The 25,847-nt window shown below is 31.3% G+C and carries 22 protein-coding genes and 1 tRNA gene; 15 read left to right on the top strand and 8 right to left on the bottom strand.

Annotated features, from left to right (window positions below):
• Positions 1-37: 37 nt before the first annotated feature.
• Positions 38-1,396: an acyl-CoA dehydrogenase family protein gene (locus B4H69_RS05570; RefSeq protein ID WP_180906334.1), complete on the top strand. Its 1,359-nt coding sequence runs from the start codon at positions 38-40 to the stop codon at positions 1,394-1,396.
• A 58-nt stretch (positions 1,397-1,454) separates the two neighbouring features.
• Here the strand turns inward: B4H69_RS05570 and B4H69_RS05565 are convergent, their stop codons facing one another.
• The 3 genes from B4H69_RS05565 to B4H69_RS05555 are packed head-to-tail and all read right to left on the bottom strand — an operon-like array spanning position 1,455 to position 4,101.
• Positions 1,455-2,516, bottom strand: a complete 1,062-nt coding sequence (locus B4H69_RS05565; RefSeq protein ID WP_291093086.1) for an agmatine deiminase family protein — start codon at positions 2,514-2,516, stop codon at positions 1,455-1,457.
• A gap of 2 nt (positions 2,517-2,518) precedes the next feature.
• On the bottom strand, positions 2,519-3,226 hold the full coding sequence (locus B4H69_RS05560) for a subclass B1 metallo-beta-lactamase EBR-2 (RefSeq protein WP_038333643.1): 708 nt from the start codon (positions 3,224-3,226) through the stop codon (positions 2,519-2,521).
• Positions 3,226-4,101 carry a carbon-nitrogen hydrolase gene (locus B4H69_RS05555; RefSeq protein WP_291093083.1) on the bottom strand — a complete coding sequence of 292 codons (876 nt, stop codon included), beginning with the start codon at positions 4,099-4,101 and terminating at the stop codon, positions 3,226-3,228. Before B4H69_RS05555 ends, B4H69_RS05560 begins: the two co-directional genes overlap by 1 nt.
• 261 nt (positions 4,102-4,362) lie before the next feature.
• Between B4H69_RS05555 and B4H69_RS05550 the strand changes: the two genes are divergently transcribed.
• Together B4H69_RS05550 and B4H69_RS05545 are read left to right on the top strand one after the other, a co-directional pair.
• The gene (locus B4H69_RS05550; protein ID WP_180906331.1) at positions 4,363-5,007 is read left to right on the top strand and encodes a DUF5715 family protein; all 645 of its coding nucleotides are present in this window, start codon (positions 4,363-4,365) and stop codon (positions 5,005-5,007) included.
• A gap of 43 nt (positions 5,008-5,050) precedes the next feature.
• Positions 5,051-5,632, top strand: coding sequence for a DUF5715 family protein (locus tag B4H69_RS05545; protein WP_180906330.1), 582 nt, complete (start codon positions 5,051-5,053; stop codon positions 5,630-5,632).
• On the opposite strand, the gene B4H69_RS05540 is transcribed toward B4H69_RS05545, so the two are convergent.
• Positions 5,613-6,803 (bottom strand): MFS transporter, encoded by a 1,191-nt coding sequence (locus tag B4H69_RS05540; RefSeq protein WP_180906803.1) that lies wholly within the window; start codon positions 6,801-6,803, stop codon positions 5,613-5,615. The two genes, B4H69_RS05545 and B4H69_RS05540, sit on opposite strands and share 20 nt — an antisense overlap.
• A gap of 202 nt (positions 6,804-7,005) precedes the next feature.
• Here B4H69_RS05540 and B4H69_RS05535 point away from each other — a divergent pair, with 202 nt between their 5' ends.
• From B4H69_RS05535 to B4H69_RS05480, 12 genes are all read left to right on the top strand, one after another.
• Positions 7,006-8,559: a calcineurin-like phosphoesterase C-terminal domain-containing protein gene (locus B4H69_RS05535; protein WP_291093079.1), complete on the top strand. Its 1,554-nt coding sequence runs from the start codon at positions 7,006-7,008 to the stop codon at positions 8,557-8,559.
• Between the two features lie 244 nt (positions 8,560-8,803).
• The gene (locus B4H69_RS05530; RefSeq protein WP_291093077.1) at positions 8,804-12,007 is read left to right on the top strand and encodes a SusC/RagA family TonB-linked outer membrane protein; all 3,204 of its coding nucleotides are present in this window, start codon (positions 8,804-8,806) and stop codon (positions 12,005-12,007) included.
• A 23-nt stretch (positions 12,008-12,030) separates the two neighbouring features.
• Positions 12,031-13,482, top strand: coding sequence for a SusD/RagB family nutrient-binding outer membrane lipoprotein (locus B4H69_RS05525; RefSeq protein WP_280037062.1), 1,452 nt, complete (start codon positions 12,031-12,033; stop codon positions 13,480-13,482).
• Between the two features lie 85 nt (positions 13,483-13,567).
• Entirely contained in the window at positions 13,568-13,921 is a 354-nt protein-coding gene (locus B4H69_RS05520; protein ID WP_291093071.1) for an MmcQ/YjbR family DNA-binding protein, read from the top strand.
• Between the two features lie 182 nt (positions 13,922-14,103).
• Positions 14,104-14,691 (top strand): nicotinamide riboside transporter PnuC, encoded by a 588-nt coding sequence (gene pnuC, locus B4H69_RS05515; protein WP_286475566.1) that lies wholly within the window; start codon positions 14,104-14,106, stop codon positions 14,689-14,691.
• Positions 14,684-15,700: a hypothetical protein gene (locus tag B4H69_RS05510; protein WP_286475503.1), complete on the top strand. Its 1,017-nt coding sequence runs from the start codon at positions 14,684-14,686 to the stop codon at positions 15,698-15,700. The genes pnuC and B4H69_RS05510 overlap by 8 nt, the downstream gene beginning before the upstream one ends.
• Before the next feature lie 28 nt (positions 15,701-15,728).
• A tRNA-Arg gene (locus B4H69_RS05505) sits at positions 15,729-15,800 on the top strand.
• 71 nt (positions 15,801-15,871) lie between these two features.
• A complete protein-coding gene (locus tag B4H69_RS05500; protein ID WP_291093068.1) occupies positions 15,872-17,188 on the top strand; it encodes a YCF48-related protein in 1,317 nt (438 codons plus the stop codon).
• Positions 17,189-17,269: 81 nt separating this feature from the next.
• The gene (locus B4H69_RS05495) at positions 17,270-18,037 is read left to right on the top strand and encodes a sulfite exporter TauE/SafE family protein (protein ID WP_291093066.1); all 768 of its coding nucleotides are present in this window, start codon (positions 17,270-17,272) and stop codon (positions 18,035-18,037) included.
• Complete coding sequence (locus tag B4H69_RS05490) at positions 18,038-18,829, top strand: hypothetical protein (RefSeq protein WP_180906322.1); 792 nt, start codon at positions 18,038-18,040, stop codon at positions 18,827-18,829.
• Between the two features lie 190 nt (positions 18,830-19,019).
• Entirely contained in the window at positions 19,020-19,634 is a 615-nt protein-coding gene (locus B4H69_RS05485; protein ID WP_038333632.1) for a deoxynucleoside kinase, read from the top strand.
• 71 nt (positions 19,635-19,705) lie between these two features.
• Positions 19,706-20,659, top strand: coding sequence for an EamA family transporter (locus B4H69_RS05480; protein ID WP_180906321.1), 954 nt, complete (start codon positions 19,706-19,708; stop codon positions 20,657-20,659).
• Between the two features lie 178 nt (positions 20,660-20,837).
• Here the strand turns inward: B4H69_RS05480 and B4H69_RS05475 are convergent, their stop codons facing one another.
• The 4 genes from B4H69_RS05475 to B4H69_RS05460 all read right to left on the bottom strand — a co-directional run bounded on the left by B4H69_RS05475 (position 20,838) and on the right by B4H69_RS05460 (position 25,701).
• Positions 20,838-22,106 carry an ectonucleotide pyrophosphatase/phosphodiesterase gene (locus tag B4H69_RS05475; RefSeq protein ID WP_180906320.1) on the bottom strand — a complete coding sequence of 423 codons (1,269 nt, stop codon included), beginning with the start codon at positions 22,104-22,106 and terminating at the stop codon, positions 20,838-20,840.
• A gap of 107 nt (positions 22,107-22,213) precedes the next feature.
• Positions 22,214-22,768: a biliverdin-producing heme oxygenase gene (locus B4H69_RS05470; protein WP_291093062.1), complete on the bottom strand. Its 555-nt coding sequence runs from the start codon at positions 22,766-22,768 to the stop codon at positions 22,214-22,216.
• Positions 22,769-22,771: 3 nt separating this feature from the next.
• Positions 22,772-24,952, bottom strand: coding sequence for an ATP-binding protein (locus tag B4H69_RS05465; protein ID WP_291093060.1), 2,181 nt, complete (start codon positions 24,950-24,952; stop codon positions 22,772-22,774).
• A gap of 47 nt (positions 24,953-24,999) precedes the next feature.
• Entirely contained in the window at positions 25,000-25,701 is a 702-nt protein-coding gene (locus tag B4H69_RS05460) for a hypothetical protein (RefSeq protein ID WP_180906318.1), read from the bottom strand.
• Between the last annotated feature and the right edge of the window lie 146 nt (positions 25,702-25,847).

Below are 25,847 nucleotides of genomic sequence, written 5' to 3'. Positions count from 1 at the left end.
TGCTCTTTGATAATTTTTTGGTTAAAAACCACAAAATATGTCAGGAGCATTTTCTAATTTAAAAAATATCGTTCATCTACTAAAATCTGTTGATTTAGAGCAATTAAATAAAATTTCTCAAAAAGTAGATTTACCTCTTTTAATGGAAAACTTTTCGAAACTCGATGATAAACAACTTCAAGGAATGATGAAAATGTTAAATCCAAATAAAAAACACAAAGAACTTCCTCCAATTGATGGGGATTTCTACGATGTTTTCCACACTTTAACTCCAGAACAACGCGAATTACAGTTAAAAGTAAGAGCTTTTATGGAAAAAGAAGTTAAACCAATCGTTAATGATTATTGGCTTCGTGATCAATTTCCTTTCGAATTAATTCCAAAATTTAAAGAACTCAACATTTGTGGCGTCACTTACGACGGTTATGGTTGTCCAAATTTACCTTTTATTATGGAAGGTGTTTTGGCTATGGAAATGGCTCGTGTAGATGCCTCGATTGCCACTTTTTTTGGCGTACAATCTGGCTTATCAATGGGATCAATTTATATGTGCGGATCGGAAGAACAAAAAGCAAAATGGTTACCACAAATGCAAAAATTTGATAAAATCGGAGCATTTGGACTAACTGAACCCGAAGTTGGTTCTGGTGCAGCAGGAGGTTTAACCACAACATGTAAAAAAACAGAAGAAGGTTGGATTTTAAATGGTCAAAAGAAATGGATTGGTAATGCGACTTTTGCAGATTTAGTCATTATTTGGGCAAGAGATTTGGATGATGGAGAAGTAAAAGGTTTTATTGTAGAGAAAGATAATCCTGGTTTTTCTGTAGAAAAAATCAAAGGAAAAATGGCTTTACGAATTGTTCAGAATGGCTTGATTACTCTGAAAGATTGTTTAATTACTGAAGAAAATCGTTTACAAAAAGCTAATTCATTTAAAGATACAGCAAAAGTATTGCGAATGACAAGAGCTGGAGTTGCTTGGATGGCAACTGGCTGCGCGCGCGGAGCATATGAAAGCGCTTTGGATTACACACGAAATCGAAAACAATTTGGAAAACCAATTGCTTCTTTTCAAATGATACAAGGACATTTGGTCGAAATGTTATCTAATTTAACAGCAATGCAAACTTTAGTTTTTCGCTTATCTGAAATGCAAGATGAAGGAATTTTACTAGACGAACACGCATCTTTAGCAAAAGTTTTTTGTACAATGAGAACACGAGATGTTGTTTCACGAGCACGAGAAGTAATGGGTGGAAATGGAATATTATTAGAGCATGACGTCGCTCGCTTTGTTGCCGACTCCGAAGCTATTTACAGCTACGAAGGCACAAAAGAAATCAATTCACTTATTGTAGGGCGTTCTATCACAGGATTTAGTGCATTTGTTTAAAATTAAAAAAGCTGAGCAACCTACTCAGCTTTTTTGTTGTTTTATATTTTGACAAAACCTATATCTTAGGCTCTTGTTGACTTAAACAATGGAAAGATCCTAATCCCCAAATAATATCTGTAGAATCAATTCCTACAACTTTACGATCTGGAAAACATTTCTGAATTATATCCAAAGCAATCGCATCTTTTACACAACGATAGGTTGGAACAATGACAGATTTATTCGCGATATAAAAATTTGCATAAGAAGCAGGTAGACGCTCACCTTCGCAATAAACCGCATCCGGCATTGGCAATTCGATAATGTTTAATGGACGTCCATCTTCCAATTTCATTTCTTGCAATTGACGAAGATTCACTTGTAACAATTCGTAGTTATCATCCGATTCATCTTCTTCAATAACAGTTAAAACAGTGTCCTCATTTACAAAACGAATTGTATCATCAATGTGTCCATCCGTATCATCACCAACAATTCCGTCTTCTACCCATAGAATTTGCGAAACTCCGTAATAATTTCTTAAAAATTCTTCGATTTGTTCTTGCGAATAATCTGGATTACGATTTTCATTCAATAAACAAGATTTTGATGTCATCAACGTATCTTTTCCATTAAATTCTACCGAACCTCCTTCCATAATAATTCCAGGATGAAAAACAGGAAGATTAAATTCTGCACCAATTCTTGTTGGCACAACATCATCATTTTCGAAAGGTGGATATTTTCCTCCCCACGCATTAAATCCCCAATCGACAATAACTTTTGGATTATCAGGATTGTTTTTATTCAACAAAAATGCAGGACCATGATCACGACACCATGCATCATTTGTTTCATTAAAATAAAACTCTACTTGTGACAAATCTGCATCCGTTTTTTCGATAAAAGACAAAGCAAACGCTTTCATTTTTTCATCTTTTACATTAATGCGAACTTTTTCACCTTTCGATAATTCAGCAATAAATTCGGCATAAGCTGGATAAATTAACTGAATACGATCTGGCCAAGATTCTTCCTTGTGCGGCCAAGACAACCAAGTTGCTTCGTGTTCTTCCCATTCGGCAGGAAATCTATATCCTAAATCTTTTGGGAATTTTGATGTATCTATAGTGTTCAATTTTATTTCTTTTCTAAAAGTTTAAACGTATTTTCGATGTGTCCAGTAGCTTTCCAATTATCATGACCTGGAATAACTTGTTTAATCGTTGGATGTTTTGCAACTAGTTTGTGTACTGTTTTTGGCCATTCAACAACATTAGCTTCGCCTGTGTAACCTAAATTTACAGCATCAGCACCCTTTATCAAACAACCTCCATTCAACACTTTATATTTCGGAAACCAAACCACAACATTATCAGAAGTATGTCCTTCTCCAAAATATTCAACAACAAACTTTTCATTACCAAACTTGTATGTTTTACCTAATTCAATCTCAAATTTAGAAGTTGCTTTTCCTTCTTTTTTTAATTTAGAATTGGTTAAAGAAGTTGCATAAGTAGGAATATTCAACTCATTATAAAAACTCAAATCTCCTGCTCTATCATCATGCGAATGTGTTGCAAAGACAGCGATAACTGGCAAATTATACTTTTCTTGCAATATATCATTTAACTCTTGATACTGCGATTTCTGCCAAGGAACATCAAACAAAACGATTCCTTTATTCGTTACCAAATACATTCCATTTGCATTATATTCAACATCATTAAACGAATTAAATGTTTGATAAACAAATAGATTATTATTAATTGGATCAATTTGAATTGGTTTTATTTGACCAAATGCAAAACTTCCTATCAATGCAATAAGTGAAAATATTTTTTTCATTAATCTTCGTCTATAAAACGTTTTGTAATTGGTTGATAAGAATCGATGCGGCGATCTCTTAAGAAAGGCCAATGTTTACGGAAGAAATCAGATTCGTTCAAATCCAATTCAACCACTTCAGTTTCCTCTTTATCGTGCGTTGCTAAGTACAACAATTTTCCTTGCGCATTTGTAGCAAAAGAACCTCCCCAGAATTTCATCGCACCATCTTGCTCAAAACCAACACGATTTACAGAAATAACTGGAACTCCATTCGCAACTGCATGTGAACGCTGAATTGTTTGCCAAGCATTGTATTGATCTTGGTTTGTTTCTTCGTCTTGCGTCGTATCCCAACCAATCGCAGTAGGATAAAATAAAATTTCTGCACCCATCAATGCTGTAATACGAGAAGCTTCTGGATACCATTGATCCCAACAAATTAATACCCCAATTTTTCCAAATTTAGTATCAAAAACTTTGTAACCTAAATCGCCTGGTGTAAAATAGAATTTTTCATAAAACGCAGGATCATCTGGGATATGCATTTTACGATATTTTCCTAAATATTGTCCATCAGCATCTAAAATAGCTGTTGTATTGTGGTATAAACCTTGCGCACGTTTCTCGAATAATGAAGCAATAATTACAACTCCTAATTCTTTTGCTACAACTGATAACGCATCTGTTGATGGTCCAGGAATTGATTCTGCTAAATCGAAATTGTCGTAATCTTCGACATCACAGAAATATAATGAGGTAAACAATTCTTGCAAACACACAATTTGAGCGCCTTTTGCAGCTGCTACTTTTATTTGTTCGATTGCTTTGTTTAAATTTTCTTGTTTGTTATTAGTACAAGTCATTTGTACCATTCCAACTTTAACTTTTGCCATTTTATAAATAGGTCTAAAAATAAAAATGAATAATAATTACAAAATTAAGAAATTTAGTATGACATAATCTATTAGAAATGATATTTAAGAATATTTTATGTTCAAATGAGATGAAATTTAAAATTCTATCAATCTATCTAACAATGCTATTTTGAGAACAGATTTAAGAAAATTTTAAAAAAAGTTTACCTAAATATTATAATTTTTAACAAGTCTTTATTAAATTGTAACTTCTAATTTTGTCGCGTAATAATTTAAAACATGAAAAAATTAATTGCCCTTTCTTGTCTTTTTAGCGGAATATTTATTTCAGCTCAAAGTCAAGAAAGTTACATTTTAGCAGAAAATTCTGCCTCTTCATCCACTTCTATCTCTACAAAAAAAGTAACTTATGACGACCATTTAATGGCAGCAGAATCATTCAACGTTCCAATCGTTAAGAGTTTTGATGATATTGAAGGTTTAGTTGCTACAAAAAAATTAGTTGCTATTCCTGAGGAAGGAAATGGGTACACAATTGAGAAATTAACACATAGTAAAGCTTTCTTAAACAACAGAGCTAAAACTGTTTTAGAACGAATTGCTTCAAAATTTTTGGACGAAAATAATGCTACAATTACTGTAACTTCACTTACTCGTTCAGAGGAAAGTCAAGCAAGTTTAAGACGAGTAAATAGCAATGCTGCAAAAGATGAAAGTTCTCATAACTATGGAGCTTCTTTTGATTTGTCTTATACAAAATTCAATAATAAATATTCGTATAGCAAAACTCATCGTGATAATTTAGAAGCAATTTTAAAACAATTACAAGATGATGGCAAAATTTACTATATCAAAGAATATAGACAACACTGTTTTCATGTAACGGTTCGTAATCCTGATCAATTTAAATCAACAACAATGTAATATATAAAAGTTCTTTTCTATTTTTGCAGAAGAGAATTGAATCATGAAACAATTTTTAACAACGTTTTTTATTTGCTCTTCTTTATTCGGTTACGCTCAATCGCGAGTTGTTATAGAACCTTCTAAAGAATATGTTCAGCATTTGAATGCCGCAAAATCTCATAAACTTGAGCTAATTGATGGTGATAAAAAGTTGAACAAGTACATTAATCAAGGTAAATTGGTTAAAATAAAACAGCGTGGTTATGGTTGGCGAGTTGGAGATTTAACACATAGTCATTCATATCTTATTCCAAAAGGTCGAGATATTTTGACAAGTATTGCAAGTGATTTTGTAAAAGCAACAGGTCAAAATTTTTTCGTTGTTACATCGATGACACGAACGCTACATGATCAAAATCGTTTGAGAGGAATTAATAAAAATGCATCTTCTAACGATAGTTCGCATAATTTTGGTGCTGCTTTTGATATTTCTTATGTTAGATTTAATCATAAAATTAGACCTGATTCTAAACTAGAAAAAGAATTAGAACAAGTGCTAAAAAATTATGTCAGAACAGGCAAAATTTACTACGTAAAAGAATCTAAAATTAGATGTTTTCATATTATCGTTCGGAATTATTAAATTCTGAACGATTTTTTTTTGTTTGTAAATAATAACTATACAATAACCCTATAAACACAAACAAACTACAAAAACCAAATAAGTTTGACATTCCAAATAAACTGATAACACCACCAATTAGAGGTCCTGTAATTCCCAATGAAATATCAATAAACAAGCCGTACGCAGCTAAGGCAGCTCCTTTACTATTGTCCGAAACCAACGCTACAGCTTCTACTCCCATTGCAGGGAAAACTAATGAAAAACCAATTCCTGTAATTCCAGCACCAATAAGAGCTATAAATGAATTTGGTGCGCTAAAAAGAATTAACAGACCTATCGTTTCGACTATCATGCAGATAATTCCTACTTTTAATCCTCCTAATGTATTAATTGAACTATTAAAAAATAATCGTCCTACGATAAATAATAAGCTGAAAACACTTAAACATAAAGCTGCATTTGACCAACTATAAAAGTCGTAGTAAAGTGTTATAAAATTGGAAATTCCTCCAAATCCAAGACCTGCCAATGCTAAACAAATTCCAAAAGGAGCAACTATTTTCAATACACTTATAAATGGTTGCGGAACTTTTGAAACTGCAGTTAATATATTTTCTTTATTTCTAGCTAAAAAATAACCTATAATCGCACAAACAATACTAAACAAACCAATAAAACCAAGTCCAAAATATTGATTTAAGATCACTCCCAATGGTGCGCCAATTGCCAATGCGCCATAACTTGCAACACCGTTATAAGAAATCGCTTTAGCTGTATGTTCTTGTCCAATTTTTAAAATTGCCCAGTTTATCGGACTTCCACCTACCATTCCTTCTGCTGCTCCAGTAACCAATCTCGCAAGTACAAGAATAGCTAATGACAGAAAATGATTGTTTCTTGTAAAGTAACAAAAGTATAATAAAACTCCAGCTAAAATAAACAAACTCATACTTAATAAAACGGCTGGTTTAGGACCTTTTGTATCTACAATTTTTCCCGCATAACCTCTCAAAATAAAAGTTGTCACATATTGCAAACTAATTACAATACCCGCTACAAGCTCAGTAAAACCTAATGTTTTTGTAATAAAAATAGGTAAAATAGCCAAAGGCAAGCCTATCAGTAAATAACCTATAAATGAAAAACTTACATAACCTATAATTTGCATGAAAATTTGTCGTGAATTCATGCTTAATTTCTCTTCCATAATATAATGCAATCGGTTGCAAATTTAGACTATTTAATAATGAAAGACAATTATTCATCCATTATTAACTTTGAAAATATGTTATTCTTATTTACTTAAATTTAATCTTTACTTATTGTTGTGTTAATCCAAAACCCGCATAAAATATAGAATTTTAGCATCTACAAAACAAGAGATTCACACAATGAAAAAAATCGTATTATCGCTGGTATTATTTGGAAGTTTTTATACTTCTGTCAACGCTCAACAACTTGCTAAAGGAATTATTTTTGAAGATAAAAATCAAAACAACAAATTCGATAAATCGGAAAAACGTTTATCGAATGTACAAGTTAGTAACGGAAAACAAGTTGTTTCGACAAATGATAAAGGAGAATATCAAATCGAGATTGATAACGAAACTATTTTGTTTGTCATTAAACCAACAAATTACAAAGTTCCGACAAACGAATTCAATCAGCCACAATTCTACTACATCAACAAACCTAATGGTTCTCCAAAATTAGAATATGCAGGTTCTACTCCTACTGGAAACACTCCAAAGAGTATTGATTTTGCTTTAATTCCTACAAAGGAAAACGAAAAATTTTCTGCTTTAATTTTTGGTGATCCTCAAGCTTATACAGAAGAAGAAATCGAATATTTCTCTAAAGGTGTAATTGACGATGTTAAAGGAATTAAAGGAATGGAATTCGGACTTTCTTTAGGAGATTTGGTTGGTGATGATTTGAATTTGCATCCATCTTATATAAAAGCTGTTTCGAAAGTTGGTTTGCCTTGGTACAATGTAATGGGAAATCACGATATGAATTATGATGCAAAAGAAGATCAATATTCGGATGAAACGTTCGAGAAAAATTTCGGTCCAAATAATTATTCATATAATATCGGTAAAGCACATTTTATTGTTTTAGATGATATTTTATATCCTGATCCTCGCGATGGAAAAGGATACTGGGGAGGTTTCCGTCCTGATCAATTAGAATTCATTAAAAATGATTTAAAATTTGTTCCAAAGAATCATTTAATCGTTTTAGCATTTCATATTCCGTTGCGTGACACACGTCCAGAAGATAGAAATCAATTATTCGAATTGTTAAAAGATTACCCAAATACAATTTCAATGTCTGCTCATACACATTTCCAAGAACAGATTTTTTATGCAAATCAAGATGGTTGGCAACAACAAAAACCTCATCACGAGTACAATGTTGGGACAACTTCTGGTGATTGGTATTCGGGACCGAAAGATGCAAAAGGAGTTCCGGCTTCTACGATGCGCGATGGTACACCAAAAGGTTATGCTTTTTTACATGTAGATGGTAATCAATATAAATTTGATTATAAAGTTGCAAATTCACCAAAAGAAAAACAAATCGACTTGTACCACACAAAAAAAGTAAAAGAAGGTAAACGTAATCGTGCTTTTTTATATGCTAATTTCTTTATGGGACATGAATCAAATAAAGTAGAATATCGCGTAAATAATGGTGAATGGAAAGAGATGAATTGGGATCCAACAGTTGATTACAATTATATGGAAACCATAATGAAAATTGATAATGCAGAAATTACAAATATTGGTAACAGACCTTCTGCTCCAGAAATTTCGAAACATATTTGGTCTGTTCGTTTACCGAATAAGTTAAAAGCTGGAACTTATCCAATTGAAGTTCGCGCAACCGATTTGTACGGAAATACTTTTACAGAAAAATCTTCTTTCGAAGTTATCAAATAATCGTTTTATACACATCTTGATGAGCCACTTCAAACGAAGTGGCTTTTTTAAATAAAATATTCCACAATTTATTCATGTTAAATAAAAATCAATAAACCTTTACTCAAATGTAAAACTAATATCAAGACCTCTATTTTAGTAATGTTTACTTAAAAATCTCTTAACCATGAGTTAAACAACTTCATAAACAGAAGTTCTAGTTTTGTTAAAATTTTTAACACATAAACATTTCATTTTTACAGTCATGAAGCAATTAAAATTACCACTACTTCTACTAGGTGGATTTTTAAGTTTACACGCCAATGCTAAAACTTATACCAAAACAGATTATCATCAATCGATTTCTCAAGATCAAAATCCAATCAAAGGTCAAATCGTTGATCAAAACGGATTAGGAGTTGCAGATGTAGAAATCATCATCAAGGGAACATCTTTTAAAACATTTACAGACGGAGATGGTTTTTTCGAATTTGTTTCAGTAAATGTTGCTCATCCTACATTATTGGTAAATTCATCTCAACACAAATTTATTGAATACACACCGAAAGATATTTCTCAAGTAAAAATTACTTTACAAGAAGAATCTAACCAACTGAATGAGGTAATTGTAACTGCTTTGGGGATAAAGCGAGAGCAGAAAAAATTAGGATTTGCTCAACAAAATATAGGTTCGGAAGAACTTGCAACAGCAGAAGCGAATAACTGGTCTTCGGGATTGAAAGGAAAAGTAGCTGGTCTTAATATTATTTCTGGAGGAAATGGACCAATCAATTCTCAGCAAATTATTTTGCGTGGAGCAAATTCAATCGACCAATCAAAAAATTATGCTTTAATTGTCATCGATGGTGTTCCAATGAGCACAGAAATGACTTCTTCTGGAAACAATACTGCTTACATGGGCGATGATTCTCCTATCGATTTTGGTAATGGTATTTCTGATATCAATCAAGCTGACATCGAAAGTGTAACCGTTTTAAAAGGTCCTTCGGCAGCGGCACTTTATGGAAATAAAGCTGCAAATGGAGCTTTAATTATAACAACAAAATCAGGTAAAAAAGGTAAACAATTAGGTTTAGAATATAAATCAACTGTAGCTATTGATATCGTTAACAATTGGCCAGATTTTCAATATGAATATGGTCAAGGAACTGGAAAGAGTTTCGATAAAAATGGCAATCCTTATTACTCGTATCAAACCTCAGCAGATGGACCAAACACAGGAAGTACTTCTTCTGCATTCGGACCAAAATTTGACGGACAATCATTTTTTCAATATGATCCAACTTTAGAAAAACAAGGGGCTGAAAGGACTTTATGGCGTGCGTATAAAGATAATAGAAAAGGATTTTGGCAAACTGGTTTCACTTTCAGTAATGCAGTTACACTTTCTGGTGGAAATGACAAAGGAAGTATGAGAGCTTCTATTGGACATCAGAAAAATAGCTGGATTATGCCAAATACGGGCTACGAAAATTATACTGCAGCTATTAATGGAAACTATCAAGTAAGTGATCGTATCAAAGTTTCGACAGCTTTAAACTATACTCGAAAAACAAGTGATAATTTACCAGGAACTGGTTACAATAATGGATCTATTGCTTATTTTATGATCTTCCAAAATCCAAATGTAGATTTAAATTGGTACAAACCTATTTGGCAAAAAAATTACGATGGTGTAAAAATGATTCGTCCGTATAGTTCATACATGGACAATCCTTATGCTATTGCTTACGAAGCTGTTAATCCTATGAGTAGTAATCAAATTGTTGGAAATATTAGAGCGGATTTTAAATTAAGCAATAAATTGAGCTTAATGTTACGTCCTGCAATTAATACGTATACACAATTGCGCGAACAGAAACGTCCATTTGATATGAATCGTACACCAAAAGGTTATTATAAAAGACAAGATGTTTCTAAAACTGAAACAAATATCGATTTCTTATTAACTTATACTGATAAGTGGGGTGATTTCAGTTTTAATGCAAATGTTGGAGGAAATAGAAAAAATTACGAATACAGAAATTTAACCGCTTGGATAGATGGATTAGCATCTCCTGGAGTTTATAAACTTTCGAATAAATTAACTTCTTCTTTTACAAGAACGTATGATTCTAATTTAAAAGAAAATTCATTATATGGAATGGCTTCATTTGGTTGGAAAGATATGATTTTCGTTGATATAACAGGACGTAACGACTGGAATTCTTCTGTAGCACTTAAATACAGTTCGTTCTTTTATCCTTCAATTTCTTCAAGTTTTATCTTATCAGATTTATTTAAAATAAAAGGACCTATTAATTACTTGAAATATCGTTTATCATTTGCAAAAGTAGGTAATGGAGGAACTCCTGGCTGGACAAATAAATATTATGATCAAAGCGATTTTGCAGGATCTTCAATTGTACAAAATAGATTATTCAATTCAGATATAAAACCTGAATTAACAACCGCATGGGAAACTGGTTTCGAAGCTTTATTGTTCAAGAAAAGATTAAGTTTAGATTTCACTATTTACCAACAAAGTACAGACAATCAAATTATAGAATTACCTAATGATATTACAACTGGATATTTAAAAAGAGTGGTAAATGGAGGAGAAATTGAAAACCGTGGAATTGAAATTGTAGCTTCTTATTCTCCAATTAAGAACAAAGATTTCAATTGGAAAATGACAGGAACTTGGTCTAAAAATGAAAACAAAGTAAAATCTTTAGTCGAAGGAATAGAAGATAATCAAATGATTCTTGGTCAATCTGGAACAGTTTATCAAATTGCAAAAGTTGGAGGTTCTTCTACAGCTCTATATGGTGAAAAATTTGTAAGAAACGAAGCTGGACAAATCATTTATGACGCAAAAACAGGTGTTCCAATTAGAAATGGATTAATAGAATATGTTGGAGACGCAACACCTAAATGGAAAGCAGGTTTCACAAATGAAATCAAATTCAAAACATTGCGTTTCAGTTTTACATTAGACGGACAATATGGTGGAATCGTCTATTCTCAAACTTATCACAAAATGATGGAGCAAGGAAAATTGGCAGATTCGTTACCTGGTCGAGAAGATGGTTATATCATTGGAAATGGTGTTGTGTTGAATGCTGACGGAACTTATTCTCCAAACACAACAAAAGCTGATGTGGCTACTTATTATGCTGAATATAATCGTCGCGCCAATGTAGAATCTAACTCATTCGAAGCTTCATATTTAAAATTAAGAGATGTCAGTTTAACATTTGATTTTCCTAAAAGATTATTATCAAAGACAGGTTTACAAGCGTTGTCATTAACAGTTTACGGACGCGATTTATTCACGATTAGTGATTTTCCTTTATACGATCCAGAAACAGCATCATTAAATGGAAACACTTATGTACCTGGAGTTGAAATGGGACAAATGCCATCAACAGCAACGTATGGAGTAACCTTAAAAGCTTCATTATAATTTACAACATTCAATTTATTAAAATGAAAAAGATTTCAATTCAACTATTTTTTGCCTTCACTATAATTTCAACTGTTTTCTCTTGTACAAACGATTTTGAGAAAGCGAATGAAGATCCAAACTTAATCACAGAAATTAATTCTGGTTCAGTTTTAAACCCTGTTCTTTATGATTTGGCTGAAAATAATGTTTTAAAAAACTACGATATTACCGCTCAATTGATGCAAGTTCATATTCCTTATCCAAGTAATGCTATGGGACTTCATCGTTATGATGTAACAACAGGAACGGGAAATTCTACTTGGAATAATGCCTACACAAATCTTGTTAATTTGGAGGAAATGCTAAAAGTTTCGCAAAAAGCTGGAGATGTCAATTATCAAGCAATTGCATTAACGCTTCGTTCTTTAGTTATTTCAAATTTGACTGATATGTTTGGCGATGTTCCTTTTTCTCAAGCAGCCAAAGCAGAAGAAGGAATTACAAAACCAAAATTTGATACGCAACAAGATATTTATAAGCAATTATTAAATGATTTAGAAAAAGCAAATCAATTATATGTAACTAATTTAGGTCTAAAATATGGTACAGATATTTTATTCCCAAGTAGTGAAAAAAACATCAATATAACACGTTGGAAAAAATTCACAAATTCTCTTAAAATGAGATTATTATTAAGAATTTCGAATCGTGATGCATCTGCCTTAACAGAACTTAAAAAAATAATTGATAATCCGACAACTTATCCTATTTTCGAAAGTGAATCAGAATCTGCTATTTTACAAATTTCTGGTTTAGCACCAAGTTTATCTCCTTGGCCAAGAGCACAAGATTATAGAGATAGCAGAACATTCACAACATTTTTTATAGATAAAATGAATGAAACGAATGATCCTCGTTTACCAATTTTAGTCAATAAAGCTTCTAATTTGGATGGTTCTTCATTAGGTTACAAAGGAGTTCCTGCAGCTTACGAAGGAAATAGTTCTGATTACAAATTCAATCCGTCATCTCCTAACAATGCAATTGTTGTCGCTCCAATGAAAATTCCATTAATGACTTATGCAGAAGTTGAGTTTATAAAAGCTGAAATGGCTCAAAAAGGTTTAGTTGGTGATGCAAAAACTCATTATGATAAAGCTGTAAAAGCCGCAATACAATTATGGACGAATATCGAGCCAACTGCTGAATTTATGGAGCAAGAAAAAATTAAATACAACAATACGTTAGAACGTATCATCGATCAAAAATATTTTGCTTTATTCTTTACAGATTACCAACAATGGTTTGAATATAAAAGAACTGGTTTTCCAAAATTACCGACAACTTCTACCATGTTGAATGATAAAAAAATGCCTCGTCGTATGCTTTATCCAACAAGTGTTAGAAATTATAATCCAGAAGGCTATCAAAATGCACTTCAACAAATGGGACCAGATAACATCAACACGCGTGTTTGGTGGGATGTAAATTAATTGCATACATTCCACATTTAATAGAAAACGACCTTGTAATTAAGGTCGTTTTCGTTTTATTTGTATCTTCACTAAAAATATCTTTATGCATATCGAAGAATTAAGAGAGTTTTGTTTAGGACTTCCATTGGTCGAAGAAAAATTTCCTTTTGATCAAACTACTTTGGTTTTTTATATCGCTGGAAAAATGTTTTGTCTTTGTGATATTGACGATTTTGATTCTGTAAATATCAAATGTGATCCAGATAACGCAATCGAATTACGTGCAACTTTCGAAGCTGTAATTCCTGGTTATCACATAAACAAAAAGCATTGGAATACCGTTAAAATTCATCAAGATGTAAAAGACGTTCAAATCAAAGAATGGATAAAAGATTCTTACAATTTAGTCATCTTAACTTTACCAAAATCCAAACGTCCTGAGTTACTTAAAGAATAATTTAAACTTAATTCTTAATATTTTTAGGTTATTTATATAGATATTATCATCTTTGTCTTTCAATGGGGTGCTAAAAAGCTGAGAATATACCCAAGAACAATTTTGTTCTATACCTGATCCAGATAATGCTGGCGGAGGAATTGATGTTAGCAATAACTTCTATCTCCTCATCAAAACAAATTATGATGAAGGAAATTATTTTACAAACAACTTGGCTCGAATGGCTGGGTGTCACTTTTTCTATTTTTCAAGTCGTATTGGCGAGATTCAACAATCCAAAAAATTATTTATTTGGAATTGCAGGAATTACATTATCGCTTTTCGTCATGTTCAATTCTAAGCTATATGCCGAATTCACACTCAATATTTATTATTTAGTAATGAGCATTTATGGCTGGTTGTATTGGAAATTTGGACAACAAAAACACGAAATTGAAATTACGAAAACCAACAAAAAAGAATGGGGAATTGTCACAGGAATTGTCTTAAGTAGTTTTACCATTTTTTATTTAGCACTCACACATTTCACCGATTCTGACGTTCCTATTTGGGATTCAGTTGTAAGCGCATTTGCTTGGGCAGGTATGTGGTTAATGGCAAAACGTAAACTCGAAAATTGGATTTTGTTGAATATTAGTAACATTATTTCAATTCCATTAATGATTCACAAAGATTTGTATCTATACGCTATTTTATCGTTGATTTTATTCTGCGTTGCGATTTCTGGATATTTCAATTGGAGAAAAATTTTGAACGAAAACAATGCTTGATATTCCCAAACTTAGACAAGAATTATTGAATAAAGAATCCTTTAATCAAGTAGTTCTCGATCATATTTACACTCAAAATTGGTTGAATATTTGGGTTCCTAAACAATACAATGGACTTGGTTTACATTTTTCCGAAGGATTAAAAGTTTTACAATCTGTTGCTAAAATTGACGGAAGTTTAGGTTGGTTTATAACGCTTTGTAGTGGTGCAAATTATTTTTCTCGAAATCTAAAACCTGATGTTGCTTCTAATTTATTCTCTTCACAAAAAACGTGTTTTGGAGGAAGCGGAATGCTTGGTGGAACTGCTGAAAAAGTTGGAGATAAATATATCATAAACGGTTTGTGGCATTATGCAACTGGCGCTCCTTATCTCACTCATTTTACATTAAATGCGAAAATAATCGAAGATGGAAAAGAGATTTTGGATGAAAATGGTGAACCAAAGTTTTTGTCATTTATTTTAAATCAATCTCAAGTTAAATTAATTTCAACTTGGAAATCAATGGGAATGGTTGCAACATCTTCTCATAGTTTTGAAGTAGAAAATGAAATCGTTCATCAAGATTATAGTTTCATTTACAATGAATTTTATAGTGATGATTTGGTCGAAAAAATACCTTTCCGAATTTTTGCTGATTTAACTCTGTTGGTAAATTATCTTGGAATGGCTGAACATTTTATCGAAAAAAGTTTAGAGATTATTCATTACCAAAAACAAACAGATTTTGAGAGTTTCGTAAAAAAATCTACTTCAAAAACTATTGAATTTGCTAAAATTATCGAAAATTTATTAGCAAATAATTCTCCTATTTCAGAAGAAATCGAAACTGAAATTCATTCATTTGGAATCGAAACTGTTGAAAAAATTACTCAATTTATCATTGAAATTTATCCACAACTAGGAATTAAAGCTTCAAAAATCAATGAAGAAATCAATCAAATTTTCAGAGATTATTTTACCGCAACTCAACACCGAAATTTTAGACAAAATATTCAGCTCAAATAGTCTATTTATCTATATTTGCAAAACTTTTGGCTGCGTAATTTAATGGATAGAATATCAGATTCCGGTTCTGACAGTAAGGGTTCGAATCCCTTCGTGGTCACTATTTTATTTTTTTTTGCAATTTTTTTTTCATAGTTTAGCATATCACTAATTATTAATTAACACGTTATTATGAGAAAAAAATTACTATCTCTTTTATCGATAGCAGCAGTAGCTGTATCTTTTGGTCAAACTTATACAACACAAAATAGTGGTATTCCATTACAATCTTTTGGAGCAAGAGAATACTCTATTGTAGATCCTAATACAGCATGGATTACTTATTTTGATGGGGCTGGTACTCAAACATATCCTAAATATGTAGGGGTAACTACTAATGGAGGATCAACTTGGAAAGCTAATTTAGTATCTAATTTACCTTCAAATGCTTTAATATCAGATGTTGGAGCTGTAAATGGTACAACAGCATTTATTGTAACAGCTCCTGCGTCAGGTTCTGGAGCTGCAAATGGTTTATGGAAAACAACAAATAGCGGAACATCATGGACTAAAGTTTCAGGAGTATTTGGAACTAGTTCTTTCGGAAATATCATCCATTTCTTTGATGCAAATAATGGTTTGGTTATTGGAGATCCTATTAATGGTAAATACGAAATGTACAAAACTACAGATGGAGGAAATACTTGGAGTACGTTAGGTACTGCACCTTCAACTTTAGTTAGTACTGAATATGGATATGTAGCTGGTAGAGTATTTTTAGGAGAAGATTTATGGTTAACTTCAAATACTGGTAGAATTTTACATACAAATGATAGAGGTGCTACTTGGAAATCTTACTTGTCTCCTGTTGATGATTTTTCAGGTGAAGATTCAAGTGCTAGTATGTCTTTTTCTTCATCTAAATATGGATTATTAGTAGATAATACAGCTATATTGTGGTACACTGAAGATAGTGGAGCTAACTGGGATGTTATGTCATCAAATAGTTATTATGATGGAGATATTTCATATATCCCTGGATCTAATGGAATTTTCCTTTCAACAGGATTTAGCTCAACTTCAGAATTAGGTGTAGGATCTGCTTATTCTAAAGATAATGGTAAAACTTGGACTAAGATTGATGATGGTCAACAAAGATTATTTATTGGAGCTTACGATTGTAAATCTGTTTGGGTTGGTCATTACACTTCAGATACAAAAGGAACAGGTGGAGTTTTAAAATTAAATGATATTCCAGGCTGTTCATTAGCGACGACAGAACAAACAGCAACAAAAGTTGAATTAAAAGCTGTTGTAAATGGTGGTACACTTAATGTTATTTCAAACAAAGAAATAAAAAGCGTATTGGTTGGAGATTTAACAGGAAGAAAACTTTCAGAAGTACAATCTAAAGATGTTAATATCTCTGCATTAAAAGCTGGTGTATACTATGCTCGCGTAGCTTATGCTGATGGTGCTTATGGAACAGTGAAGTTTATTGTAAAATAATTTACATCCTATAAAATTTAGAAAGGACAAAACCAAGGTTTTGTCCTTTTCTATTTCTACATTTGCCAAAATTTTTCAGTTTTGGAAATCGAGATTTTATTCTATTTATGCATGGCAGCTTTTTGCGCTGGCTTCATCGACTCTATTGTTGGTGGTGGAGGATTAATACAAACGCCATTATCACTTGCTTTTTTACCCAATTTACCTGTTTCAACTATTATTGGAACGCTAAAAATTCCAGCATTTAGTGGAACAGCTTTAGCAACTTCACAATATCTTAAAAAAGTAAAAATAGATTGTAAACTTTTTGCGATTATGGCGATATGTGCTTTTGTTTCCGCTTTTTTAGGATCGCAATTGTTAACGGTTATCAATAATGATTTTATGAAACCTGTTTTATTAATCATTTTGATTGTTTTAGCCATTTACACGATTTTCAAGAAAGATTTTGGACAAGCTACCGAACGTAAAATCCCTTATCACATTGCGATTATTAATGGTTGTATTGTGAGTATCGCTGTAGGTTTTTACGATGGTTTTATTGGTCCAGCAACTGGAACTTTCTTTATTTTGGGATTCGTAACACTTCTTGGAATGGATTTTTTGAAAGCTAATACCAATGCAAAACTGATCAATTTAGCGACTAATTTTGGTTCGATTTGTTTATTTTTAATCAAAGGGCAAATTATCTGGAAAATAGCTTTACCAATGGCTGTTTGCAACGCTTTAGGAGGTTTTATTGGAGCAAAATTAGCCATCAACAAAGGGAATAAATTTATTCGATACATATTTATTTTGGTAATCCTACTCTCAATTTGTAGATTTGGTTATGAAGTAATTTTCAAGTAAATGAAAACCATTTTTTCAATCATTTTTGTTTCGATATTTATCACTGTTTTTGCTCAAAAGTTTGAGTTAAAAGATTCTGTTTTGATTGAAAATAAGACAATCAAATCAATTGATACTGATCTAAATAATTCGATTTATTTGATTTCGGACACTAGAATTGAAAAAATATTTCAATCGAAAAAGAACAAAAGTATTGATCTTAAAAATATCATTACTTCGGTTGATGTCAATAATCCGCTTCGAGCTTATGTGTATTCAAATTTTAATCAACTCACTATTTTAGATGAAGATTTGAATCCTATTCAGGATATTGTAAAGATTAAATCAAACGATTTTATGCCTGCTGCATTAAAAGTTGTTGACACGCAATTTTGTTGGTTTTATGATTTGATTGGGAATAAAATTGTTTACTATAATTATCAGTTGCAAAAACCAATTCTGACATCAAAACAAATCTATTTGAAGCATAATGATCAATCAATCGATAAAATACATGTGTACAAAAATTTGGTGTATTTAAAAGGTCAAAAAACGATTTATGTTTATGATGATTATGGAAATTTCAAATCTAATTTTGAATTTGACACCAATCATCAACCTTTTTATTTTTATAAAGATGTTATTTTCTATATAAATTACAATAAGCTAATATCAAAAAATATTATCAATCAAAATTTGACAACTTTTATTGATTTAGAAAATGTAAAAAGTTTTGCACTTAACGAAAAAAATCTTTATACATTGGTCGAAAATAAAATTTACACTTATACGATTTTAAATACAAACTATTAATAACAAACTATTTAATCAATTAAAATTAATTACTAAACCTTATTTATTTTTAATTTATAATTGAATAAAAAATCATAAATCAATCGGAATAATTTTTTTCTAAAAAAAGATTTTTCTATGAGTCGCTTGCTTAGATTTTGTTTTGAAAATTAAGCTTTAGTATATTTGCAAACGTTAAAATAATTGGAAAATGCATATCGCCATAGCCGGAAATATTGGAGCAGGTAAAACTACTCTAACAAACCTTTTAGCAAAACAATACAACTGGACAGCTCAGTTTGAAGATGTAGAAATGAATCCATATTTGGATGATTTTTACAACGACATGGAAAAATGGGCGTTCAATCTTCAGATTTATTTCTTAGGAAGCCGTTTTAATCAAGTAAAAGAGATTAGAGAAAGTGGAAAAGACATTATTCAGGATCGTACAATTTACGAAGATGCGCATATTTTTGCGAGTAACTTGAACGATATGGGATTATTGTCTACGAGAGATTACAACAACTATTTGCGTGTTTTTAATTTGATGACAAGTTTTGTAGAAGCACCAGATTTATTGATTTATCTTAAAGCTTCAATTCCTACATTGGTTTCGCAAATTCAGAAACGTGGTCGCGATTACGAAAACTCGATTAGTATTGATTATTTGAATCGTCTAAACGAGAAATACGACAAGTGGATTTCGAATTATAAAGAAGGAAAAGTGTTGGTAATCGACGTGGATAATTTAGATTTTGTTGAAAATAAAGAAGATTTAGGATTCATTTTCAATAAAATAGAAGGAGAAATTAACGGACTTTTTTAGTCAAAAAAAATAAAGTAACTTGCACGGCTTGATTTTAAATTTAATCAGGCCGTTTTTTTGCGTAAAAAATTATGGAAAATAAAAGTATTTTGAAAGGAGTTTTGTTCGTTGCAATGGGCGCCAGCTTCTACGGAATGTTAGCAACATTTGTAAAAATTGCATACGATCAAGGCTATACAACTGCCGAGGTAACGACTTCGCAGTTTGTATTAGGAATTTTGATTTTGGGAATCATCAACTTGTTTATGATGAGTAAAAAAGATTTACCAAAGATTGAACAAAAAGATAAAAAAAGGTTGGTTCTTGCCGGAACTTCGTTAGGTTTCACAAGTTTATTTTACTATCTAGCGGTGCAATATATCAATGTGTCAATCGCAATTGTATTGTTGATGCAAACGGTTTGGATTAGTATTTTGGTTGAAAGTATTTTGGGTAAACAATTTCCTTCTGCCAAAAAATTAATTGCAATGGTTTTGGTATTATTTGGAACTGTTTTGGCTACAAATTTAATCAACCAAGAAGTCGAATTAAATCCTAAAGGATTGTTTTGGGGATTTTTAGCAGCTTGTTCTTTTACAGCTACTATGTTTACATCTAATAGTTTAGCCAATTATTTACCAGCTTACAAAAAAAGTTTGTGGATGCTTTTTGGAGGTGCTATTATTGTGTCTTTATTTTTGTTTTTTAGCCAAATCGGACCTTATTATTTTGATGGTTTAATGAGCTTTTACAACAACTTTTCGAGTGATGTAAATGGAATTCATGCATTCAATTTTAGCATTTTTTATACTTGGGGATTACCATTGGCAATTTTCGGGACTGTGTTACCTCCTATTCTTTTAAACAAAGGTTTTCCGCACACAGGATTAGGTTTGGGAAGTATTGTTTCTTCGTTAGAATTACCCGTTTCCGTAACTATGGCTTTTGTCCTTTTACACGAGCAAGTTCTCGCAATACAATGGACAGGAATCGCCGTTATTATTTTTGCTATTATTATATCAAATCTAAATTTCAAGAAAAAATAAATTCAAAATCCCCAACAAATGTTGGGGATTTTTTTTGAGTTCCATTTTTTATAAGCTGAATTTATTTCAGCTTATCATCATAAATAATATGATTCTAAGATAAATTCTGAATGACAAATTCAATCACAAAAAAAGCCAACTCTAATAAGTTGGCTTTGTATTTTGAATAAAATCTAAATTATTTCACCAAAATTTTATTTGCTAATTGATTTGTTCCATCAATTTTTTCTTGAATTGGCAAACCTAATAACTTCGCAAGCATTGGATAGATTTCTGTATTTGGAAAAACTTTAATCTCTTTACCAGACTTAATATTTGGTCCCCAAGCCATAAAAGTCGCTTTCATTTCTGGCGTTTCTTTTACATAAAAACCATGCGAACCTTTCGGTGCATTTTTGTTTGAAAAATAGTTTGGCGCATGTGCAATCAAAATAATATCTCCAATACGATTGTATCGATCATTCTTTTTATCAAAATGATATTTCGACGGAACATTTGTTGTTTTATAAACTTCGAATGTATTATTCTGAACAGCTTTTATTTCTTTGTAAATAGATTCAATATCATTTTTATCTTTTACAAAAAGGCTTACATAAGATCCATTTGAAGCAACTTGTACTTTCGATTCATCAATTTTGATTGGTAATTTCAATGGATTTTCATCATCGATTCTTGTCATTCCATGATCAGAAACAAACACAAAATTCACTTTCAAACCTGTTTTTGCAACCTCATCATTCAATTTCTTGATTGATTGATCTACAAACTGTACAGCTTCCTTTGTTTCAGGCGCATCAGGACCAAAAGAATGCCCCGCGTGATCTACTTCCGGAAAATAGAACGTAATCAAATGTGGACGTTTTTCAGCTGGTAATTCCAACCAATTAACTACTTGCTGAATACGATAGTCAATTGGTGATTTTTCCGAATACTTGTACGAATACGTTGGAAACATACCATTAATAGGCGCTTCCGAACCTGGCCAATAGTAACAAGCAGCTAACATTTTGTTCTGCTCTGCAAGATTCCAAATTGGCGTTCCTCCGTACCATTTCGGATTGATAACTGCATTTCTATTTCCCAATGAATAACGATCGCCAACTTCTCTATCTAACATATTATTCCCCACCAAACCGTGATGAATAGGCGTTAAACCAGTTACAATTGTGTAATGATTTGGAAATGTAACCGATGGAAAAGACGGATACATGGCATCAGCTTTTACTCCATTTTTAGCCAAAGCTAATAGATTTTTAGCTTCATGTTTTTGAGCATAATCATAACGAAAACCATCTGCCGAAATCAAGATAACATAAGGTTTATCTTGTTGTTTAGCATCATTCACACGATTTTCGATTACTATTTGTTCTTCGATTTCTTGCGCATTTGCTGTAACAGAGAACGTTAAAACAATTGCAGAAAATATACTAAGTATTGATTTTTTCATGCCTCAAATTTAGAAAGTTTTATACTTAGAATGAATTAAAAAAATGTCAAATCTTCATGAAAAACCATAAAAAAACTGATTTATAAATAAACCAGTTTCATAATATGTTAAGCAAAACTTATCAAATCTTCGTAAGCTTTTTTAGCACCTTCAAAAACTTGTTGTTGCTCTTCTTCTGTTGTAAATTCTTGATTGATATAACCAATAAAAGTTTTCCAGATTTGACCAAGGTTTTCACCATAATGTCCAAAATAATTGAAACTTTTATTCTCTAAAAATGGATATTTTTTCAGTGTTTTTGCAATTACATTTCCGCCAAGCATAGAACCTTCTATCACATACAAAGCTCCAATTGCTTCGGCTCTATTTTGTAATTCAAATTGTTTTGGTATATTCAATTCTTCTAAGCCCAACTCGTTAATATCTTGTTCAATCAAAGACAATTTATTGAGTTTTGTTAAGGCTAAATTTTCTAAGTCTTTTTCATTCAAAAATTGTTTGATCGAATCTTCATACGATTTTAGAAAAATATGATTAACCTGCAACATTTTATAATAATTTTTATCTGTAAATGTGCTGTTAAACAATTTATTCGACTCTAATTTATCTTCAATTTCTTTGTGATAAACCGCTGTTTTTTCTTTTAAATAATCAGATAGCATTCGTTAGATTTTTTTAAATGTTAATATAAAAGTTGTTCCTTCTCCTACTTTACTTTCAAAAGATATACCACCATTCATTCTATCCATCATTCTGTGCGCAATAGAAAGCCCTACACCATTTCCAGAGATATTTCCTGTGTTAGACATTCTGCTAAATAGCTTGAACATCTTGTTGTAATCTTCCTGTTTTATTCCGATTCCGTTATCTTTTACTTTAAAAATAACCTCCTCCTCATTCAATTCGGACCATATTTTTATGATTGGATGTTGTGCTTGGGAAGAATATTTTATTGCATTACCAATAATATTCAGAAAAACCTCATAAAACATCGTTTTATCCCCCAAAACATTATGTATTTCTTCTACAACAACTTGTGTATCATTAGTTTTATAATACAATAAAACATCGTGTATAATCTTTTCTATGATTGGTTTTGTTTCGATTGTAGACAATACAATTTCTGATTTTTTAGCTTTACTCAACGCCAAAAGATCCTGCATCATTTGTGTCATTCGATCAATTTCTTCAATAACACTTTTTAATCGATCATTTTTAATTTCATCATCTATCAAACTTCTTTGAAGCATCTGACAATTCAATTTCATCACCGATAAAGGTGTACGTAAATCATGAGAAACTGTATAGGTAAACGAGTCTAATTCGTCATTTATTTCCTTTAATTGCTCATATAAACTATGAATTTTGAATGATTGTAAATGAAGTGTTTCTATAATTAACTTTATTACTTCTTTGGCAACATATTTCTCCTTATCTAACCAAATAAACGATTTATTCTTAATATTCTCTTGCCAAATTTTGAAAGAAGTTCGAGGAGAAAAACTATGTATTTCATCGCCATTTATAACATCTACATTTTTAATTTTACTTGGTTCTCCAGCCCAATCTAAGGTTTGAACTTGTTCTTTTTTGAACCAAATAATAAAATGTTCGTAAGTTTGATTTAGAAAACAAAACATTACACCAGCCGAACTTGGACTAAGCCTAATCTCTTGTCCATAATCTAGATAAAAAGTATTCGAGGTAAATAAACGTGCTGAGTTTCTTTTAAATGCCCATTCTTTTATTCTCAAAATTTCTTCTTTATCTGGCGTTTCGCCTTCTACAAAAACATCGTCAAAATTAACCAATGCAATTCCATCTGCCTTTGTAAGGTTAAGAACCTCTTTTAGATTATTGTTCATTGATTGCTGAAGATTTTCTTCTGTTAAAAGATTCTCTTTCAATTTAATCGCTGTTTCGTTAAAATGATTTTGGAACTTTAATCGTTCAGTTGATTTAAAATTCACATAAGTCAACCTTGCTTGACGCGTCAATAATTCGGTTTGCAAACGAACTTGATTTGGAATAAATTTCGGCTTGGAATTCTGACATGCTACAATTCCCCACAATTTTTCGTTAATTACAATAGAAATAGAGAAACTTGCTTCACAATTAGCATTGCGTAAATACTGTAGATGTATTGGAGAAAGTGCTCTAACAGAAGAGTACATCAAGTTTATTTTTTGATAATTCTCATTACCAATTAAAATGATTCTTTTACTGTCTACATCTGCAACCAAACGGCTTTTTTTCTCTAAATACAGTTGACGTGCTTGTTTAGGAATATCAAATTCGGGAAAACGCAAACCCATATAAGAATCTAATCCCTTATCAATTTCTTCCGCTATAACAACGCCACTACCATCTTCCAAAAATTTATACAACATTACTCTCTCGTAATGAATCAAACTCTTGATAGACGAAATTAACAAATCCCAAGTTGAGCTTATAGACTTAGAGTACAGGATTTGTTCAGAAAAATTATAATAAGCTAATCTGTTTTCTAAAATAATTAATTCTTCTAACTCTAAATAAATCAATTCATCAAAATGATAAACTGTTAAATGATAGGTTTTTGAATTAACTTTTGTATTAGTTCGGTAAAATTCACCTTGTTCTAAATTCAAAACCTCATCAAAATCAAGCTCAAAATCATGAAGTTGATTAATATGTTGGCTTAATATCTTTTCGGTAGAAATTTCAAATAATTCATCAATATTTTGAGAAAAAAATTCAATTTGATGCGAATTTTTATGAATTCCTATCAAATATCCAAAAGGTTGAATTTCGTTGAGAAACTGAATTTCTTCGTCTTCACAATTTTTGATGATTTGGTTGATCATATAAATGGTTTAGGAGTGTAATTATGAATCTAAGGTAAATTTATTTTTTAATCTTCTTGTCTTTTAATTTTCAGAATATAGTTTTCTAACTCTAATTCATCGGTATCTACTAATTCGAAATCACTAAAATGAGTTAAACTTTTCTCAAAAAATGTTGTAACTTTTTCTTTTTCTAACGAAGGATGAACTTTAATTCCGTTAAATTTTATGTTCTTCATATAGACATAAAAATCGTAATTAAAATCAGTTTCTCCTAAATAAGTATTGGCAATTTTCCCTTTCCATTTGATATCGAAAACACCAAATTCTTCTGTATCTAAAAACGTAATTTCGTGCTGTGCAACCGTGTCATTTCCTAACATTGAAATACCAAAAGCAAGATTTATTGAATCATCAAGATTTACTGGAAGAGGATCAATTTCGAATGTTTTTTTATTGAGTTGATTAAAATCTAATTGCGCATCATTTTCGATCTTTATCCCTTTGTTGTTCCAATATGTACTCGAGATGATAGCATGATCATAATTAATCCAAAGCTGTTTTTCGGCATTCTCTTCAGAAATGTCATCTATCTCATCCAAATCATCTTTATATTCCTCTTCTTCGTCATAATTATCTGACTCTAAATGAAGATCCATCCAAAGGTCAAAATTTTCATCAAGGCGAGCACTCCAAACAAAATCTATTACTTTGTGTCCGTTTGTAAATGGGCTATTCGAAAAATATATTTTGTTATTATCCTTACTCATAAATTGGGTTTTGACTTATGTTTTTGAATTTACAACGATTATTCTACTCTACAAAATTTAAAAAAATAATTGGTTCGTTTATTAGATATTGTCATTGATTTTCAAAGAAATAAAAAAAGTGCAATTTCTATAGAAATTGCACTTTT

It is taken from the genome of Empedobacter sp. UBA6745, from assembly GCF_002453775.1.
GTDB classification, from domain to species: Bacteria; Bacteroidota; Bacteroidia; order Flavobacteriales; family Weeksellaceae; genus Empedobacter; species Empedobacter falsenii_C.
This window is presented reverse-complemented; position numbering and strand designations above follow the sequence as displayed.

Bases quoted from the DNA above. Each gene is read 5' to 3' on its own strand.
- B4H69_RS05540 (WP_180906803.1), bottom strand. From the start codon at position 6,803: ATGAATTCACGACAAATTTTCATGCAAATTATAGGTTATGTAAGTTTT.
- B4H69_RS05520 (WP_291093071.1), top strand. From the start codon at position 13,568: ATGCATATCGAAGAATTAAGAGAGTTTTGTTTAGGACTTCCATTGGTC.
- B4H69_RS05470 (WP_291093062.1), bottom strand. From the start codon at position 22,768: ATGCTATCTGATTATTTAAAAGAAAAAACAGCGGTTTATCACAAAGAA.
- B4H69_RS05480 (WP_180906321.1), top strand. From the start codon at position 19,706: ATGGAAAATAAAAGTATTTTGAAAGGAGTTTTGTTCGTTGCAATGGGC.
- B4H69_RS05510 (WP_286475503.1), top strand. From the start codon at position 14,684: ATGCTTGATATTCCCAAACTTAGACAAGAATTATTGAATAAAGAATCC.
- pnuC (WP_286475566.1), top strand. From the start codon at position 14,104: ATGATGAAGGAAATTATTTTACAAACAACTTGGCTCGAATGGCTGGGT.
- B4H69_RS05485 (WP_038333632.1), top strand. From the start codon at position 19,020: ATGCATATCGCCATAGCCGGAAATATTGGAGCAGGTAAAACTACTCTA.
- B4H69_RS05465 (WP_291093060.1), bottom strand. From the start codon at position 24,952: ATGATCAACCAAATCATCAAAAATTGTGAAGACGAAGAAATTCAGTTT.
- B4H69_RS05555 (WP_291093083.1), bottom strand. From the start codon at position 4,101: ATGGCAAAAGTTAAAGTTGGAATGGTACAAATGACTTGTACTAATAAC.
- B4H69_RS05500 (WP_291093068.1), top strand. From the start codon at position 15,872: ATGAGAAAAAAATTACTATCTCTTTTATCGATAGCAGCAGTAGCTGTA.
- B4H69_RS05525 (WP_280037062.1), top strand. From the start codon at position 12,031: ATGAAAAAGATTTCAATTCAACTATTTTTTGCCTTCACTATAATTTCA.
- B4H69_RS05475 (WP_180906320.1), bottom strand. From the start codon at position 22,106: ATGAAAAAATCAATACTTAGTATATTTTCTGCAATTGTTTTAACGTTC.
- B4H69_RS05490 (WP_180906322.1), top strand. From the start codon at position 18,038: ATGAAAACCATTTTTTCAATCATTTTTGTTTCGATATTTATCACTGTT.
- B4H69_RS05535 (WP_291093079.1), top strand. From the start codon at position 7,006: ATGAAAAAAATCGTATTATCGCTGGTATTATTTGGAAGTTTTTATACT.
- B4H69_RS05550 (WP_180906331.1), top strand. From the start codon at position 4,363: ATGAAAAAATTAATTGCCCTTTCTTGTCTTTTTAGCGGAATATTTATT.
- B4H69_RS05460 (WP_180906318.1), bottom strand. From the start codon at position 25,701: ATGAGTAAGGATAATAACAAAATATATTTTTCGAATAGCCCATTTACA.
- B4H69_RS05560 (WP_038333643.1), bottom strand. From the start codon at position 3,226: ATGAAAAAAATATTTTCACTTATTGCATTGATAGGAAGTTTTGCATTT.
- B4H69_RS05570 (WP_180906334.1), top strand. From the start codon at position 38: ATGTCAGGAGCATTTTCTAATTTAAAAAATATCGTTCATCTACTAAAA.
- B4H69_RS05530 (WP_291093077.1), top strand. From the start codon at position 8,804: ATGAAGCAATTAAAATTACCACTACTTCTACTAGGTGGATTTTTAAGT.
- B4H69_RS05545 (WP_180906330.1), top strand. From the start codon at position 5,051: ATGAAACAATTTTTAACAACGTTTTTTATTTGCTCTTCTTTATTCGGT.